Here is a 14,703-nt window from a genome sequence, read left to right on the forward strand (position 1 = left end):
AGACTGCCCGCGCCGGGGGCGCACCGGAGAACGGCGCGCTGACCGCACGCCGGATCAGCAGCGCAGGCGGAACTGCTGGTCCCGTGCCTCGCGGCGCTCGTCCCGGATTCGGTCCAGGTCGTAGTACCTGCTGCCGGCCCGGCCCATCCTGTCGAGTTCCTTCACCTGCTGGTCGAGCGCCTCGCATTCGCCGCGCCGCGACGGCTGCGCGGCCTGGCTGCTGTTGTACGACCGCTCGGGTGGTGCCGTGAGACTTTGCGCGGCATTCCGCTGCGCTTCTGCCGTGGCCACCTGGTGTTCCCAGGCCAGGTGGCCGGGCACTGTCTCGGTGCGGTCGATCCACGCCCCGTGCTGCTGGCAATGCCGTTGGGACCAGAACCTGCCTCCGCCCTGGCTCTGGCAGAGATAGAGGGTGACGGGCTTCGGCGATTGCGGGCCCGCGGATTCGATCAGGGGCGACGTGTCCACCACGCGTGCGCCCTTGCAGGGCTCGTGGCTGTACGAGTTGCCGCACCGGTAGACCTGGGCGGAGGCGCCGGCAGCCCAGAGGCAGGCCACCGTGAGAAGAGCGAGGCGAAGCAGGGCGATCATTCGGGGAATGTAGCGATGGCGCCTTGCCAGGGGCTTGCGGCGGCGGCGCCCCGGACGCATGCGTGGTCCCCTCGACAGGAATCGAACCTGTATCTAGCGCTTAGGAGGCACTCGTTCTATCCATTGAACTACGAGGAGAACCGCGGATTGTAAGGCCGGGCGGAAGGCGCCCCGCGGCGCATGGAGCGCGCGCATGCCCGGTCGAAATTCGGCTGGAGAACTGTTGGTATATCCAGTATGCTCCGCCCATGCCTTTCGACCAGATCGCCATCGCCTGCTTCGGTGCCCTTGCCGTGTGGCTCTCGCAGGCCCGCACGGTGCGGTGGCGGCGGTGGGCCTGCGTGTTCGGGCTGCTGGGGCAGCCGTTCTGGTTCTGGGCCAGTTGGCGCACGGGGCAGTGGGGCGTGTTCGCCGTGTCGGTGCTGTATGCACTGGCGTGGATGCGCGGGTTCTGGGTGCACTGGCTGTCTCCGCGTGCAGCGCTGGAGGTGTCGCCGTCGGTGGGCACGATCCAGCTGGCGCCGGGTTCGCGGCATTGAAGCGAAAGCAGGCAGGCAAGCGGGAGTGCTCCCTTTCCCCGAATGCCTGCAGGCTGTTTTGCTATATTTTTAATAGCAAAAAAATCAATGTTTCCGGCGGCATGGATGGGTTTTCATGCCTGAATAGGGCCTTCGGGCTTCAGGCGCCTGCCGCGGCGGCTGCGGGCAGGGCGCCGGCAGCCGCCGCCGCCGTCAGTCGTAGCGTAGCGTGTAGATCAGGTCCACCGCGCTCTGCACGCCCGTCTGCCCGCGCAGCGTGAGGCGCTGGGTCAGGTCGTAGAAGATGTAGAGCGTGCCCAGTGCGCCCGAGAGGCTGCGCTCGTAGGTCACGTACAGGTCCTTGGAGAGCCGCTTGCCGAAGGTGAGCGCGGCGCCCGAGGCGTCTTCGCCGGAGCTGCCGGAGTTGGGCCCGCGGAAGCCGATCTCGTCGAGGCCCAACCGGTTGGCGAAGTTGCCGGCGCCGCTGTTGCCGCCGCCCCCGCCCAGCAGGGCGAGCGCGGCCTGCTGCAGCAGCGCGGCCTCGGCGCCGCCGGCCGCGGCGCTGCGGCCCAGCACCACCCAGGAGAGCTTCTCTGCGTCGGGCAGTTCGGGGTCGGAGTAGAGCGCCACGCGCGGCGCCTTGGCCGAGCCGGTGACCTGCACGCCGGCCCGCACGCTGATGTTCGGCCGGATGGCCAGCACGTCGAGCGCGGGGTTGTCGTAGGGGCCGTTGAAGCGCGCGAGGCCGGTCTCGACGTTGAGCGACTGGCCCCAGGCGCGGTAGCGGCCTTCGACGGTGCGGACCTCTCCGGTCACGCGCGGCGGGCCGCCGGCCACGGTGGCGCCGCGGATCTCCAGCTCGCCCGTGAGGCGCGTGGTGATGCCGTGGCCCTGCAGCGCGAAGTCGTCGCCGAGGTTGAGCGTGAGCGCGATGTCGGGTGGGCGCGCGGCTTCCACGCGGCCGGCGCGGGCGCCTTCGCGCTGCGCGGCTTCGGCGGTGGCGCGGTCCTTGGCGGCCGAGCGCACGACGACGTCGCTGCCCAGGCTGGGCGCGCCGGCCTCCGGCAGGATGATGGTGGCGCGGTCAGCGGTGAGCTTGCCGCGCAGCGAAAGCTGGCCCTGGCGCAGTTGCGCGCGCACCTGCCCCGAGACGCTCACCTGCCGGTCCGCGCGCACCAGCACCTGCAGGGCGCGCGCTTCGGCATTGAAGTCCATGGCGATGCCCGAGCCGCCCGCCGCGGCGTCGCCCTGGCCCAGCCCCGCCCATGACACGGAGCCGGTGCCCGAGAGGGTGCCGCCATCCTTGGGCGCGGAGGTGCGGTTGCCGCTGAAGCCCGCGATGCGCGCGCTGCTGCCGGGGCCGCCGTTCACGCGGAATTCGGTGATGTCGAGCCGGTCGCCGCGCAGCGCGGCGCGCAGGCGGCCGTTCTGCAGATCGACGCCGTCCAGCAGCGACCGCACGGCGAGCTGGTCGGCGGCCAGCGTGCCGCTCCAGCGCGGCGCGGTGCGTGTGCCCGAGAGCGCCACGTCGGCATCGAGCGTGCCCTGCACGCGCCAGCCCGGGGGCGCCAGCGTGGACCACACGCCGACGTCCGGCAGGCGCGCGCGCACGGTGGCCGCCACGGGCGCATCGGCCGGCCACTGCCAGCCGCCGCCTTCGCGGCCCAGGCGCGTGCTGGCCTCGGCCTGGACCTGGCCCGCGCGTTCGCTGTCCCACTGCAGCCGCGCGCGCACGGTCTCGCCCTCGGTCTGCAGGCGCAGCTCGGCGGCGCGCACGCCGGCCGGGGTGCCGGGGCCTTCGCGCGTGTCGGTGGCCGTGGCATTGGCGGCCTGCGTGCGGCCCATGCTGGTGCCCGAGGTGCTGCCGGCGCTGGGGCCGCTGCTGCGCACCACGGTGGCGGTGGGCGCGCTGCCGGTCAGCAGGCGGATGTCGCCCGAGGTGCGGCGCAGGCCGGCCGAGGCGCGCAGCGTGTCGCCTGCGTCCACGTCCCAGTCGCCATCGAAGACCAGGTTGCCCCGCAGGCCGATGCGGTCCAGGGCGTCGCTGCCCTGGGCGAAGGCTTCGGCCCAGGCCATGGGCAGGCCCTGCAGCTGGCCGCGCGTGCGCAGTTGCATGCCGCCGGCCTCGGTGCGCGCGAAGCGCACGGGCTCCCAGCGCAGGGTGGCCTCGCCCGGGGCGGGGCCCGAAACGCGCGCCTGGCCGCCCGTGGTCTCGACCAGCAGGGCGGGCGCAGTGCGCGTCGTCACGGTGAGCGGCTGCGCGAACTGCACGGTCCAGGGGCCGGGCCGCTGGCCGTCGCGCGCCTGCAGCCGCAACTCGTCGATCTGCGCGCGCCACTGGCCCGCCGCCGGGGCACCGGCGGAGCCGCGCAGGCGCAGGTCCAGCCGGCGCTCGTCCATGCGGGCCTCGCCGTCGAGCGCCAGGGTGGCGTTGGGGACGGAGCCGGCGATGTCCGCGCGCACGGCCGTGAGCCGCACGGTGGCCGGGCCCGCGCCGGTGCCGGGCCGGGGCGGCAGCGCGACTTCCCAGCGGGGCGTGGTGAATTGCGCGTTCAGATCGAAAGGCCCGGGCGCGGTGGCCGCGGCACCCGCGGGGCGCGCCAGCAGGCCCGCGGCCTGCAGTTGGCCCTGCAGCGATTGCCAGCCGCCGTTCCAGCGTGCGCCGAGCCGGGCCTCGCCCTGCAGCGCGGCACCGCCGAGCGCGGTGCGCAGGCCGGGCACGGATTCGATCCAGCGCTGCACGCGCTGCGCGTCGGCCACCCGCGCGTCGAGCGAGCCGGCGCCTGCGCGCGGCGCGATGCGTCCGTCCGCCTGCACGGTGGCGCCCGGCACCGAGGCCTGCAACTGGCCCTGGGCGGACTGCGCGGCCGTGTCGATGCGCAACTGGCGTCCGCTGGCCTGCGCTTGCAGTGCTTCGAGCTGCAACTGGGCGAGGGTGAGCACCGTGCCCTGCCAGGTGCCCTCGGCGGCCAGGCGGTCGATGCGCAGGGGCACGCCGGTTGCTTTGGAGGCCGTCGCACGGCCCGCACCGCCCGCCGCGCGGATGTCGGCCGAGAAGCGGACGAGGGGCGGTGGTTCCGCCGCCGCAGTGCCGGTGGCAGCGCCGCCGCTGCCGGAGGGCGCCGAGCCCTCGCTGCGGGCGCGCGCCCGGCCGGCGAGCGGGGTGGCGTCCAGCGTGCTCATCACCGCGTCGGGGCGCACGCCGCGCAGTTCCAGGTCGCCCTGCAGCGCCTTCGTGGCGGGCGTGAAAGCGCCTTCGAGCACGACGGTGCCGCCGCCCACGCGCGCGGTGGCCTGGGGCACGGCCCACCGGCTGCCGTCGAAATCTGCGCGCGCGTCGATGGATTCGACCGGCAGGCGCCCGCGGTCCCACGGACCGGGCAGGGCGTTGTCGAGCTGCGCCGACAGGGCCCAGCCCGTGGCGGGCTGCACCGTGGGCGGCACGGAGGGGGCGGCGGCAGGCCCCGAGGCCGCGGAGGCCGGCAGGGACGGCTGCGGTGCGGCGGCCGGACCCGTCGCGGGCGCCGGGTTGGCGGCCAGGCGGCCGCTCAGCCGCGTCGTCGGCGCCTGGGGCCAGAGTGCGGCCACGTCCAGCGCCCGCACCTCGGCCCGGGCCTGCAGCAGGGGTTGCGGCGCCCAGGGAGCGACGCGGGCCTGCACATCGGCCTGCATGGGCTCGGCGGCGGGTGTCGCCTTGGCTGCCGCAGCGGCGCTTGCGGGGGCTTTGGATGCGCCGTTGCTGCGGCGTGCGGCGCCGGAGGCCGCGGGCGCCGGGGCCGAGGCACCGGGTTGCGGCGCCGATGCTGCGGCCGATGCCGCCACGGCCTGCAGGCGGCCCGTGGCGTCCAGCCGCGCGGCGGCCGTGGCCAGCGTGCCGCGCACTTCGGCGTGGGCGGTGGCTTCCAGGTCGGCGCCGCCGCCCGGCGACGGCGTGCGCACGGTGCCGTCGGCGGTCAGCTCCAGCGCCATGGGCGCCAGGGCCTGCAGCGTGGCGCTGGCGGTGTAGCGGCCCTGAGCGAGTTCGAGGCTGTCCAGCGTGGCGCGGTGCTGCTCTCCGTCGAAGCGGTAGCGCCCCGCGAGGTTGCGCACCGTGACGGGGTTGTCGGCGGCCCAGGTGATCTCGTCCACGCGCAGCGGCACGTCGATGCGCAGGGGCAGCACCAGTTGCTCCAGCGGCTGGAGGGGTTCGTCGGGCTGCGGCTCGGCCGGCTTGCGCGGCGTGGCGACGACGCGCGCGGCATGGACTTCGCCGAGTGCGAGTTCGCGCTTCAGCAGCGGCGGCAGGCTCCAGCCGATGCGGGCATCCTGCACTTCGACGGTCAGCGTGGGGCTGCTCCAGCGCAGCCAGCCGATGCGGCCGCCCGCGCGCACGGAGCCTTCGACATCGCGGGTTTCCAGCGTCTGGCCGGCGGGCAGGTAGCGGGCGGCCTGCGCCAGCGCGGTGGCCAGCGAGCTGCCGGTGCCGCTCCACCACCAGGCGGCGCCCAGCAGGGCCGCCACCAGGGCGAAGAGGGCGACGAGCGTCCAGAGCACGATGCGCCAGGCGCGGCGCCGGCGCGCGGGAGGGCGGGGGGCCGCAGCGGCGGCGTAGGGATTGGGTGTCTGGTGCGTGGCCATCGGAGCGCAGGAAAACGGTCGGGGAGCGGCGGGCGCCTGTCAGAAGCTGAAGCCCAGGCGCAGGTGCAGCCGCAGCGCCTTGGCCTGGACGCCATAGGCGACGTCGGCCTGCAGGGGACCGACGGGGCTGCGCCAGCGCAGGCCCGCACCCACGCCCACGCGCGGGTCCAGGTCGCCCACGCGGTCGGCCACGGCGCCGGCATCCACGAAGACGGCGCTCTCGAAATCGGTGCGGTTGCCGCGCACCGTGATCGGGCGCTGCCATTCCACGCTGCCCACGGCCAGGTAGCGGCCGCCGTAGAGCGTGTCGTTGTCGGTGCGGGCGCCGATCTTGCGGTAGCCGTAGCCGCGCACGGTCGTGTCGCCGCCCGTGAGGAAGAGCTGGGTGACGGGGATGTCGGCGCCTTCGCGCGCGATCACCGCGCCGCCCTCGGCCCGCAGCGACAGCCGGCTGTTGCGCGCGATGCCCTCGCCCATGTCCACCCGGCCCATGGGCACGAAGGACTGCCAGCGCAGCCGCGCGCGCACGAACGGGTCGCGCTCGGGCCGCAGCGTGGTGCCCACGCCCAGTTCCGCGGCGATGCCGTAGCCGCGCGTGGGCGAGGTGTCGTTGTTGAAGTAGCGGCCCGTCCAGCCGTAGTTCGCGCTGATGGCGCTGCTCGACGGCGGCGCCTCCGGGCCCCGGCTCTTGGCGGTGTCGTACTGCAGGAAGTAGCTGCGGTCGATGTGGCCCGCGCTCTTGGTGCGCCCGCCGCGCAGCCGGCCGCTGTCGGTGTCGTAGCTGCCGGTCTCCTCGCGCTGCAGTTGCCCGCCAGTGAACCAGCGCCAGCCGTTCTCGTCCGGCAGGTCGGTCCATTCGGTGGACAGCAGCCGGTTCTTCTGGTCGATGGAGATCTTGCTCACCGCGCGCCAGCCCAGGCCGGGCATGCGGTTGTGGATGTGGTCCAGGCTCAGGCGCGCGCCGCTGTCGGTGGAGATGCCCACGCCGAAGATCACCTTCTGCAGCGGCGATTCGCGCACCTGCGCGGTGACGGGCGCGGCCTGCGGGTCGGCAGCGTCGGGATCGAGCGCGAGGAACACCGCGTCGTAGTAGCCGCTGCTGGCCAGGCGCGCCTGCGCGTCGAGCAGGTCCTTTTCGGAATACTCCGCGCCCGTGGGCAGCCGCGCGATGCGGCGTGCGCCGTCGGGGTCGTAGCGCTCGCTGCCCTGCACGCGCAGCGCGCCGAAGCGGTAGGGCGGGCCGGGGGCATACGTGACGCCCAGCCGGGCCTCGCTGCGGTCGGCGTCGATCTCGGCGCGGCTGGTGTCGATGCGCGCGGTGGGGTAGCGGCGCGCCTGCAGCTGCCGCAGGCCGTCGGCCTTGGCGCCGTCCCAGGCGTCCTGCGTGAAGGGCTGGCCGGGCTGCAGTGCCCAGGAGCGCTGGATGCGTTCCTTGCGCCGGGCGAACTCCGGCGATTCCGCCTCGGGGCCGGTGAAAGCGATGTCGGCGCTCGCCACCATGGTCCTCGGGCCGGGCTCCACGTCCACCGTGATGGAGCGCGGCGCGGAGGCACCGGGCGTCTCTTTGAGCGCGATGGTCAGCGTGGGGCTGAAATAGCCCATCGTGGCGAGCAGTTCGCGGGCATTGGCCTCGGCGGCGCCGAGCAGGCGCGAGAGTTCGCTGGCCTGCAGGTCCGGGAGCTTGCGAAAGCGCTGCAACTCCATGTGGCGCGTGAGCAGGTCGCGAACGGCGTCGGGGCCGCGCACGTCGAGCGTGAAGGCCTCGGCCCCCGTGCCGGCGTCGCCGGCATCGGAAGTGAGGGTGGGGGTGTTCTCGTCGCTGTCCGCCTTGTCGCGGGCGCCGGGCAGCAAGCTGCAGCCCTGGAGCGCCACGAGACTCAGAAGCAGCAACGCCGGCCAATGGGCCGGCGCTGTGGTCAGGCTGGGCATGCGGTTTATTTTGACAGCCGCCGCATGGTCTCTTCGAGCCCTTTGAGGGACAGCGGGTACATCCGCCCCCCCATCAACTGTAGGATGAGGCCGATACTTTGCCGATACTGCCAGACGCCCTGCGGTTCCGGGTTGATCCAGGCATGTTTCGGGAAGGCGTGCGTGAGCCGCTGCAGCCACTCCGCGCCGGGCTCTTCGTTGTTGTATTCGACGCTGCCGCCGGGCTGCACGATCTCGTAGGGGCTCATGGTCGCGTCGCCCACGAAGATCAGCTTGTAGTCGCGGTTGTACTTCCGGATGATGTCCCAGGTCGGGAACTTCTCCGCGAAGCGGCGCCGGTTGTTCTTCCACATGTAGTCGTACACGCAGTTGTGGAAGTAGTAGAACTCCAGGTGCTTGAACTCGCTCTTGACGGCCGAGAACAGCTCCTCGACGCGCTGCACATGCTCGTCCATCGTGCCGCCCACGTCCATGAGCAGCAATACCTTCACGTTGTTGTGCCGCTCGGGCACCATGCGGATGTCGAGGTAGCCCGCGTTGGCCGCCGTGCTGCGGATGGTGTCCGGAAGGTCCAGCTCCAGCTCGTTGCCTTCGCGTGCGAAGCGGCGCAGGCGGCGCAGCGCCACCTTGATGTTGCGCGTGCCCAGCTCCTGCGTGTCGTCGTAGTCGCGGAAGGCGCGCTGGTCCCAGACCTTCACGGCGCTCTTGTTGCGGCCCTGACCGCCGATGCGCACGCCCTGCGGGTTGGTGCCGCCGTGGCCGAAGGGGCTGGTGCCGCCGGTGCCGATCCACTTGCTGCCGCCCTCGTGCCGTTCTTTCTGCTCTTCGAGGCGCTTCTTGAGCGTCTCCATGAGTTCGTCCCAGCCCATCTTCTCGATCGCGGCCTTCTGCTCGGGCGTCAGTTCGCGTTCGAGCACCTGGCGCAGCCAGTCGGCAGGGATCTCCTTGCGGAAGTCGGCCACCAGTTCCACGCCCTTGAAATAGGCGGCGAACGCGCGGTCGTACTTGTCGAAGTGCTTCTCGTCCTTCACGAGCACGGTGCGCGCGAGGTGGTAGAAGTCGTCGATGCTCCAGCCGTCCTCGGACTTGGGGCCCACCACGCCGGCCTGCAGGGCTTCGAGCAGCGCGAGGTATTCCTTGACCGACACCGGCAGCTGGCCGGCGCGCAGCGCGTAGAAGAAGTCGATCAGCATGCAGGGCGCTCCGGTTCGGGAAAAAAGGGCTCTATGTCGGCGGATTTATTGATGATGTTGCTCTAAAAGGTATAGCAACTGTGCCTTCGTCTCGGGCCATTCGCCGGACCTGAGGCTGTACATCACCGTGTCGCGGATGGTGCCGTCGCGGCGCAGCGCGTGCCCGCGGATCACGCCGTCCTTGCGCGCACCCAGCCGCTCGATGGCGCGCTGCGAGGCGAAGTTGAAGTTGTCGGTGCGCCAGCCCACGACGTGGCAGCCCAGGGCGTCGAACGCGTGCCCCATCATGAGCAGCTTGGCCGTGGTGTTGACGTGGGTGCGCTGCACGCGCTTCGCGTACCACGTGTAGCCGATCTCCACGCGCTTCACCGCGGGCAGGATGTCGTGGAAGCTGGTGGTGCCCAGCACGTCGCCGCTGGCTTCCTCGACCACCGCGAAGGCGAAACGGTGGCCCTGGGCACGGCCTTCGAGCGCGGCCTCGATGTAGGCGCGCGTGGCGCCGGGCTCCGGCACGGAGGTGATGCGCAGGGTCCACAGCTCGCCATCGGCGGCCGCGGCCGCCAGGCCGGGCTCATGCGAGAGGGCCAGGGGCTCCAGCCGCACGCCGCGGTCCGACAAGGTGACGGGTTCGACGAAAGAGGCCATGCATCACTCCGTATGCGCGCCGCGCCGGCGCAGTGCGCGGCGCGCCAGTTGCAGTCCCAGGCCGCCGCCCAGCCCGGTCATGGCGATGCCGATCAGGCTGGCGGCGCCGTAGCCGGGCGCGAACACGTCGAAGCCCAGCCAGCGCGCCAGGCCGAAGCCGGCGAGCGCGCCCAGCACGAAGCCGGCCGCATCGGCCAGGCCCTCGGCGAGCAGTCTTGCAGGGGAGGCCGCCATGGGCATCACCGGTGGCGCTGGTTCATGAACACCAGCTTCTCGAAAAGCGACACGTCCTGCTCGTTCTTGAGCAGGGCGCCCACCAGCGGCGGGATCGCGACCTTGTCGTCCCCGCTCTGCAGCGCGGAGAGCGGGATGTCCTCGGCCACCAGCAGCTTGAGCCAGTCGATCAGCTCGCTCGTGGAGGGTTTCTTCTTCAGGCCCGGCAGGTTGCGCACGTCGTAGAAGGTCTTCATCGCCGCGGAGAGCAGTTCGCTCTTGAGCGTGGGGAAGTGCACCGCCACGATCTGGCGCATGGTCTCGGCCTCGGGGAACCGGATGTAGTGGAAGAAGCAGCGGCGCAGGAACGCGTCGGGCAGTTCCTTCTCGTTGTTGGAGGTGATGAAGACCAGCGGCCGGTGCCGGGCGCGGATGAGTTCGCGCGTCTCGTAGCAGTAGAACTCCATGCGGTCGAGTTCGCGCAGCAGGTCGTTGGGGAATTCGATGTCGGCCTTGTCGATCTCGTCGATCAGCAGCGCCACGGGCGCATCGGCCGTGAACGCCTGCCAGAGCACGCCCTGCACGATGTAGTTGCGGATGTCCTTCACGCGCTCGCTGCTCTCGGCATCGCCCAGCTGGCTGTCGCGCAGGCGGCTCACGGCGTCGTACTCATAGAGGCCCTGCTGCGCCTTCGTGGTGGACTTGATGTGCCACTGCAGCAGCGGCAGGCCCAGCGTGCGCGCCACCTCCTCGGCCAGCAGCGTCTTGCCGGTGCCGGGCTCCCCCTTGACCAGCAAGGGCCGCTGCAGCGTGATGGCCGCATTCACGGCGAGCTTCAGATCCGGCGTGGCGACATAACTCTCGGAGCCTTGGAATTTCATGGCGTTGGTGAAGCGGTGAGGGTAATCGTTGATAAATGGCCGGAACGGGCGCTGGCTATAATCATTTTGGCCCCCCGAGCACCGACAAACTCCATTGGATTGTGCGCGCAAAATGAACAAGAAGTTGTCCACGATATTCGCCGTCGCTGTCGCTTGCGTGACCGCCGCGGCACACGCCCAGGGCACCCAGGGAGACGCCAAGGCCGGAGAGGGCAAGATCGCGATGTGCATCGGCTGCCATGGCATTCCCGGCTACCAGGCCAGCTTTCCCGAAGTGCACAAGGTGCCCATGATCTCCGGGCAGAACGGCCGCTATCTGGCCGCTGCGCTGGAGTCCTACCGCAAGGGCGACCGCCGGCACCCCACCATGCGCGGCATCGCCGATTCGCTCTCCGACCAGGACATCGCCGACGTGGCGGCCTACTATGCCGCCCAGGTGCGCCCCGGCGGTGTGCCCGCGAAGCCGGCGCGCGAGCCGAGCGCCCAGGTGGCGCAGCTGCTCCAGAAGGGCGCCTGCGTGTCCTGCCACGGAGAGAACTTCTCCAAGCCCATCGATCCGTCGTACCCCAAGATCGCGGGCCAGCATCCCGATTACCTCTTCGTCGCGCTCAAGGCCTACAAGGCCGAGAAGAACCCGGCCCTCGGGCGTTCCAACGCCATCATGGCGGGCATCGCCAAGCAGTTCTCGAATGCCGAACTCAAGGCCCTGTCGGGCTATCTGGGTTCGCTCGACGGTGAATTGCAGGTGGTTCCGCAATCGCGTTTCCGCTGAATCCCTCCGCCTCCTGGACATATTCCAGGGTATTCACCCATTTTCAAATGGGTGAATATGCGTTTGCGGGTTAGGAAATATCCATATTGGGCAGATAACTCCGCCGCGGCGTGAGCCGGCGGTTAATGCCCCGGTTCAGCCGCCCCGTGGCCTGCGATTCCGTGCCCGCAAAGGCGCCGTGGATGGAGCGCCAATGGCGCGGGCCGCTTCGGCCGCGCCGCGCCCTGTGCCCACAGCCCTCAGGTGCCGTCCGACAGGCTGATCTGGTCCAGGGGCGCGGGCCGCCCGAAGTGGTATCCCTGCGCATGCGTGCATCCCATGGCGCGCAGACGTGCGGCTTCGGCGGCGGTCTCCACGCCTTCCGCGACCACGGTGACGGCAAAGCCCTTGGCCATGCTGAGCACGGCCGTGACGATGGCTTCGTCCTGCGGCGAGTGCAGCAGGTTGCGCACGAAGCGCTGGTCCACCTTGATGCAGTCGAAGGGCAGGCGGCCCAGGTAGGCGAGCGACGAGTAGCCGGTGCCGAAATCATCGATGGCGATCTTCACGCCCAGCGCGCGGATCGCCGCGAGCCGGGCGCCCGTCACGCCGTCGTCTTCCAGCAGCACCGATTCGGTGAGTTCCAGCGTGAGGTGGCGGGGCGGCAGACCGCTGTCCTGGAGGATGCGGTGCAGCGTTTCCTGGAAGTCCGACTGGATGAGCTGCCGCGCAGAGACATTCACGTGGATGTCGAAATCCTCGGGCAGATGCGGCAACCGGTGCGCGATGGCATGCGTGGCGGTGCGCAGCACCCATTCGCCCAGCCCGAGGATGAGGTCGGACTCTTCGGCCACCGGGATGAACACGCCCGGCGGTACCAGGCCGCGGCTGGGGCTGTTCCAGCGCAGCAGGGCTTCCGCGCCGATGATGCGGCCGGAGCGCAGGTCCACCACGGGCTGGTAGTGCACGAGGAACTGCTGCTTCTCCAGTGCCTGCCGCAGCTCGATGGCCAGGCGCGCGCGTTCCCGGGAGCGTTCCATCATGGCCGACTCGAACGCCACGCACTGGCTGCGGCCCAGGCGCTTGGCCTCGCCCAGCGCGATGCTGGCATTGCGCAGCCATTCCGCCAGGCGCTCGCTGGTCAATGCGCCTGCCACCAGGCCCACGGAGGCGGGCAGCAGCACTTCGTCCTCGCCCACGGAGAACGGGGTGGCGAAGACCTCCTGCACGGCCCGGCCGATGGCCTGCGGCGCCAGCGCATCGCCGTCGAGGTACAGCAGGGCGAATTCGTCGCCGCCCAGGCGCGCCGCCAGGACCGTGCCGGGCTGCGTGGCGCGCAGGCGCTCCGCGATGGCCTGCAGCAGGCGGTCGCCGGTGTCCAGGCCCATGCTGTCGTTCACGGCCCGGAAGGCATCGAGCCCAGCCAGCGCGAGAACGGCGCGGCGCGCCTGCGGCCATGCGGCTTTTTCGATCAGCCCGCGGCGCGTGAGCAGGCCCGTGAGCGGGTCGCCCAGGAGCTGTTCGCGCAGTTGCTGGAAGGAGTGGCGCAGCCGCCCGGCCATGTCGTTGAAGGCCTGCACCAGCGCGGTGGTTTCGCGCAGCGGGCTGGAGATGCGCAGTTCGGTGTCCCAGTCGCCGCCCGCCATGCGCTGGGCGGCGCGGGCGGTCATGAGAATCGGCGCGGCGATCCGCTGGATCGCCCACAGGCCGAGCAGCAGCCCGAAGGCCGCCATCAGCGCCGTAGCGAGCAGCACCTGCCGCGAAGCCGTGCGCGTGTCGCCCAGCAGGTCCGATTCCGGAAGCGCGACGACGATGCGCCAGTGGATGCCGGCCACGCCGGTGAACGGCGTCACGCGGGCGAAATAGCGTTCGCCCTCGGTGCGGTACGAGAACGCGGCGGCGTCCCCGTCGTGCGTACCGGCGGGCAGGCCCTGCGCGGCGCCCCGGATGGCGTCATTCGGGCTCTGGGTGGCGAGCACGCGGTCGCGTTGCTGGTTGCCCGGTACCTCCGGCAGCACCACGCTGCCCGGTGCCGATTGGGCGACGAGCCGGTCTTCCGCGTCGAGCACGAAGATCTGTCCGTGGCCCAGCAGCGGCTCCTGGTGCAGGAACCGGTTCAGGGTATCGAGCCGCACCTCGGCCTGCACCACGCCCACGAGCTGGCCGCCGGCCACCACCGGGGAGGATGCCGCGATGATCACGTCGCCGCGCTCGCCCGCCGTGGTGTAGATGTCCGACCACTGCGGGCGGCCCGAACGCGCCACGGGGGCATACCAGGGGCGCACCCGGGGGTCGTAGCCGGTCACGGAGGCGGACAGCGTGTCGCGCGCCTCGCCCGCGCCGTGCACCTGCAGCCGGCCCTGCGTGCTGCGGTCCTGCAGCACCAGTTTCAGGCCGTCGTCGTCGCGGCGTATGCCCGCGTATTCGCCGTCGCGGCTGCCGAAACCCAGCAGGCTGATCTGCCGCTCTTCGCTGTAGAGCGCGTCCAGCACGGCGCGCAGGTATTCATGGACGGCGCGCAGGTCGCCGGGCTGGTGCAGGCCGTGGCGCCCGATCGCGTCGGCGACGCTGCGCTGCACCTGGAAGGGCGTGGCCAGGAAATGCACCAGCCGGTCGCTGGCGGTGTGGGTGACCGCATCCAGCAGGCGCACGCTCTCCTGGTCGATCAGCGCGTCGATCTGGCGGTGCTGGGTGACGGCCTGCAGCGCCACGGTGCCGATGAACAGCACCGCGAAGGGCACGGCGATGGCCGCGCGCAGCGATATCTGGCGGCGGCGCCGCACTTCAGTTCCGCCCCGCTTCACGGGGGTGCCAGCGTGCCAGATGCAGTGGGTTCATTTGGGGCGCTGCCGTTGCTGTTAATGGATAGTTTGCTATTGTTATTATAGCTAGCGTGCATTGCCGGAACGGGCGTCAGTCGCGGGTGGCGCGGCGCTGCACGCACGCCACGTAGGCATTGCCGTCGGGCGGGCGCCCCGACCGCTGGCTCTCCCAGAGCATGGTGCCCAGGCATTCCATCGCGGCATGGTGCGCGTCCATGAGCGAGCCCAGCCGCGCCGCCAGCAGTTCCACGGCCTGTCGGATGCCGCGCGGCTGGTCGATGCTGCACTGCTCGCTGATCGAGAGGTGCATCGACAGATGCAGGAAGGGGTTGGTGCGCCCGGGGGTTTCGTCGTAGTTGCGGGCAAGGGCCGCGTCCACGTCGGAGAGATCGGCGTGGTACTCGGGATGTTCGGCGATCCAGAGGCTGGCGAGCGTCTCGATGGCCTCCATCGGCTGGCCTGCCTGGGCCTTGGCATGCACGGCGCAGAAGAAGCGCCGCACATCGGCTTGCGAGGGGTTGAACATGATGCCGCGCAGGGTAG

Annotated in this window: 11 protein-coding genes and 1 tRNA gene; 2 read left to right on the top strand and 10 right to left on the bottom strand. The window is 71.3% G+C overall.

Annotation, left to right across the window (positions count from 1 at the left end; translation table 11 throughout):
- Positions 1–54 precede the first annotated feature (54 nt).
- Both BM144_RS03545 and BM144_RS03550 read right to left on the bottom strand, forming a co-directional pair.
- Complete coding sequence (locus BM144_RS03545; protein WP_092949891.1) at positions 55–591, bottom strand: hypothetical protein; 537 nt, start codon at positions 589–591, stop codon at positions 55–57.
- Between the two features lie 63 nt (positions 592–654).
- A tRNA-Arg gene (locus BM144_RS03550) sits at positions 655–729 on the bottom strand.
- Between the two features lie 110 nt (positions 730–839).
- Between BM144_RS03550 and BM144_RS03555 the strand changes: the two genes are divergently transcribed.
- Complete coding sequence (locus BM144_RS03555; RefSeq protein WP_092949893.1) at positions 840–1,130, top strand: hypothetical protein; 291 nt, start codon at positions 840–842, stop codon at positions 1,128–1,130.
- Between the two features lie 192 nt (positions 1,131–1,322).
- On the opposite strand, the gene BM144_RS03560 is transcribed toward BM144_RS03555, so the two are convergent.
- Genes BM144_RS03560 through BM144_RS03585 form a run of 6 tightly spaced genes read right to left on the bottom strand, consistent with a single transcriptional unit; the run spans position 1,323 to position 10,587 of the window.
- The gene (locus BM144_RS03560) at positions 1,323–5,726 is read right to left on the bottom strand and encodes a translocation/assembly module TamB domain-containing protein (protein WP_092949895.1); all 4,404 of its coding nucleotides are present in this window, start codon (positions 5,724–5,726) and stop codon (positions 1,323–1,325) included.
- Between the two features lie 39 nt (positions 5,727–5,765).
- On the bottom strand, positions 5,766–7,655 hold the full coding sequence (locus BM144_RS03565; protein WP_092949897.1) for an autotransporter assembly complex protein TamA: 1,890 nt from the start codon (positions 7,653–7,655) through the stop codon (positions 5,766–5,768).
- 5 nt (positions 7,656–7,660) lie between these two features.
- The gene (locus tag BM144_RS03570; RefSeq protein WP_092949899.1) at positions 7,661–8,848 is read right to left on the bottom strand and encodes a vWA domain-containing protein; all 1,188 of its coding nucleotides are present in this window, start codon (positions 8,846–8,848) and stop codon (positions 7,661–7,663) included.
- Positions 8,849–8,893: 45 nt separating this feature from the next.
- Complete coding sequence (locus BM144_RS03575) at positions 8,894–9,493, bottom strand: GNAT family N-acetyltransferase (protein ID WP_092949901.1); 600 nt, start codon at positions 9,491–9,493, stop codon at positions 8,894–8,896.
- Positions 9,494–9,496: 3 nt separating this feature from the next.
- Complete coding sequence (locus tag BM144_RS03580; RefSeq protein ID WP_092950113.1) at positions 9,497–9,727, bottom strand: hypothetical protein; 231 nt, start codon at positions 9,725–9,727, stop codon at positions 9,497–9,499.
- A 5-nt stretch (positions 9,728–9,732) separates the two neighbouring features.
- Positions 9,733–10,587 (bottom strand): AAA family ATPase, encoded by an 855-nt coding sequence (locus BM144_RS03585; RefSeq protein ID WP_092949903.1) that lies wholly within the window; start codon positions 10,585–10,587, stop codon positions 9,733–9,735.
- Positions 10,588–10,699: 112 nt separating this feature from the next.
- Between BM144_RS03585 and BM144_RS03590 the strand changes: the two genes are divergently transcribed.
- Positions 10,700–11,359, top strand: coding sequence for a c-type cytochrome (locus tag BM144_RS03590; protein ID WP_092949905.1), 660 nt, complete (start codon positions 10,700–10,702; stop codon positions 11,357–11,359).
- Positions 11,360–11,598: 239 nt separating this feature from the next.
- Here the strand turns inward: BM144_RS03590 and BM144_RS03595 are convergent, their stop codons facing one another.
- Complete coding sequence (locus BM144_RS03595) at positions 11,599–14,142, bottom strand: bifunctional diguanylate cyclase/phosphodiesterase (protein WP_092949907.1); 2,544 nt, start codon at positions 14,140–14,142, stop codon at positions 11,599–11,601.
- 109 nt (positions 14,143–14,251) lie between these two features.
- Positions 14,252–14,686 (bottom strand): DUF1841 family protein, encoded by a 435-nt coding sequence (locus BM144_RS03600; RefSeq protein ID WP_092949909.1) that lies wholly within the window; start codon positions 14,684–14,686, stop codon positions 14,252–14,254.
- Between the last annotated feature and the right edge of the window lie 17 nt (positions 14,687–14,703).

Origin of the sequence: Paracidovorax konjaci (genome assembly GCF_900112675.1) — a bacterium.
Lineage (GTDB): Bacteria > Pseudomonadota > Gammaproteobacteria > Burkholderiales > Burkholderiaceae_C > Paracidovorax > Paracidovorax konjaci.